Genomic DNA, 2071 nt, shown 5'->3' with positions numbered 1-2071 from the left:
TGTCAATTTGGGAAGGAAGTACCAGTAAATTAATTCCAAATTCAAACGTATCACAACAGTTTGGGGATAGTTATTTTGCTTTAGCTTTTGCTAGAATAGAATGTCATTATTTTATTAACAAATGTTTTTTTGAACATGAAGAACAGTTATTAAAAAATGTCTATAAAATTCGGCATATCCCAGGAGTAATCGTACAAGGAAGATATGATATTGTTTGTCCGATGGTATCAGCTTGGGAGTTACATCAAGCTTGGCCGGAAGCTGAATTTATCGTAGTGCCAGATGCAGGACATTCAGTTTCTGAACCAGGAATTATAAATGCTCTAATTAAGGCAACTGATAAGTTGGCAATTCTATAAAAAAACAGAGGTATTTTACTTGATAATTGTCAGTATTTATCCTTGTTAAACTCTAAAGGTGTTAGGTTTTAAGTAGCAGGGTAAGCTGTTTTCACCTAAAGCCTAAAGCCTTCTTCAATATAACTTTCAATAATTCAAATCATTGCTGAAAATTCCTACTTTTATGTAACCATTCAGCATTTAATATATTTTTTCCATATCACTATTAAACGGATATTATATTAAACACAGAAATCATTCTAAACAAAACCACCAAATACTGCAAATTTATAATATTTCCAAGGAACAGCTACAGGTATAAAATTAGCTGTTGTTAACATCTCCAAATGGGCAGACAAACTAGCTAATTGGTCTTGATTAGAATAACCATAAGAATTGCTAGTACCCATTTTGGCATGAACTTCTGTTAAAGTAGTTCCTTGACTTATTGCCCACTCCTGCTGTATATGTTTAAACACCTCTGCTAATTCTGTAGTTGCAGGCAAAACAGGATCGGCATTCCAAAAACAACCTCCATAATTTAAGCTTTTTCTAATCTTTTGAAATAATTTTAATTTCATACTATCGCTCAGATGATGAATAGCGAGAGATGATACACAAGCATTAAAACCATCACCAATAGGGGATGATAAATCAGCGTTATTTGCCCACTCACCAAAATCCATTTCTATTTCAGTCCATCTATCTGTATACCCAGCAGCATCAATCTTAAGTTTGGGCAAATTCTAGCATCCGTGGAGAATAATCCACCGCTACTATCTGTGCGTTAGGATATTTATGTAATAGCTTTAAACTTAGTTCCCCAGTACCACAACCAAGTTCCAAAATGCGATCGCTATTTTTTTGCACACAACGCACTATGACATCCAACATTTCATCATATCGTGGTAATAAATGTCGAATACCTGTGTCAAAATTAACAGGATGACTGAATACTTCTCCTGGAAAAATATTTTGCTTTTCTAAAGGTAAATCTTGAGAATCGAAAAAATTTCTCAAATTGCTTTCTGGATTAAGATTTTTCATCAGGATTAATTCAGCTGATCTTGTTGGTTTTACTCAACTCTCAGAAAAAATTCTACCGGAAGATTTGGTAATATTGCTCAATAAAATTTTTTCAGAATTTGATAAGTTGAGCGATCGCCACGGGTTAGAAAAAATTAAAACTATCGGAGATGCTTACATGGTTGCTAGTGGTCTACCTACTCCACGAGCAGACCATGCCAAAGCTGCTGCAGAAATGGCTCTTGATATGCAACAAGAAATCAGCAAATTTAATTTACAGCATAATTTTGAACTCTGTATCCGCATTGGCATTAACACCGGACCTGTTGTTGCTGGGGTCATTGGCACGAAAAAGTATATTTACGACCTCTGGGGTGATGCAGTGAATACTGCCAGTCGCATGGAATCTCATGGAATTCCCGGTACGATTCAAGTTTCGACAAAAACTTACGATCTCTTACATAATCAGTATATTTTTAAGGAACGCGGTTCCATAGTAGTTAAAGGTAAGGGTGAAATGAAAACTTATTTATTGATTGGCAGAAAAGTATAGATAGAAAAAAAGAAATCAGGAATAAGGATTAAAAGAAAAATAAGACATCTAATTAAATTCCCATCGCCACTGAACATCAGAGAAAATATAAGTTGCTTCAGTTCACAGGGATGGTCTCTTGAGTATCCGTAATATCATGTCCGTTTAATTAGTT

Annotated in this window: 3 protein-coding genes and 1 pseudogene; 2 read left to right on the top strand and 2 right to left on the bottom strand. The window is 34.7% G+C overall.

Features of this window, described 5'->3' with window-relative positions; genetic code table 11:
* A partial coding sequence (locus F6K13_RS30245) for an alpha/beta hydrolase (RefSeq protein WP_287289436.1) occupies positions 1 to 359 on the top strand: 359 nt, incomplete at its 5' end.
* Between the two features lie 239 nt (positions 360 to 598).
* On the opposite strand, the gene F6K13_RS35565 is transcribed toward F6K13_RS30245, so the two are convergent.
* Both F6K13_RS35565 and F6K13_RS35560 read right to left on the bottom strand, forming a co-directional pair.
* Complete coding sequence (locus F6K13_RS35565; protein ID WP_338043112.1) at positions 599 to 1081, bottom strand: hypothetical protein; 483 nt, start codon at positions 1079 to 1081, stop codon at positions 599 to 601.
* A complete protein-coding gene (locus F6K13_RS35560) occupies positions 1068 to 1385 on the bottom strand; it encodes a methyltransferase domain-containing protein (RefSeq protein WP_339379578.1) in 318 nt (105 codons plus the stop codon). Before F6K13_RS35560 ends, F6K13_RS35565 begins: the two co-directional genes overlap by 14 nt.
* Positions 1386 to 1398: 13 nt before the next feature.
* Between F6K13_RS35560 and F6K13_RS30235 the strand changes: the two are divergent.
* Positions 1399 to 1917, top strand: a pseudogene (locus tag F6K13_RS30235) (adenylate/guanylate cyclase domain-containing protein); the annotation flags it as partial.
* Positions 1918 to 2071: the final 154 nt, after the last annotated feature.

It is taken from the genome of Okeania sp. SIO2B9 (assembly GCF_010672505.1).
Taxonomy (GTDB): Bacteria; Cyanobacteriota; Cyanobacteriia; order Cyanobacteriales; family Microcoleaceae; genus Okeania; species Okeania hirsuta.
Note: the sequence above shows the minus strand (reverse complement) of the source record. Positions and strands in the feature narration are given on the sequence as shown.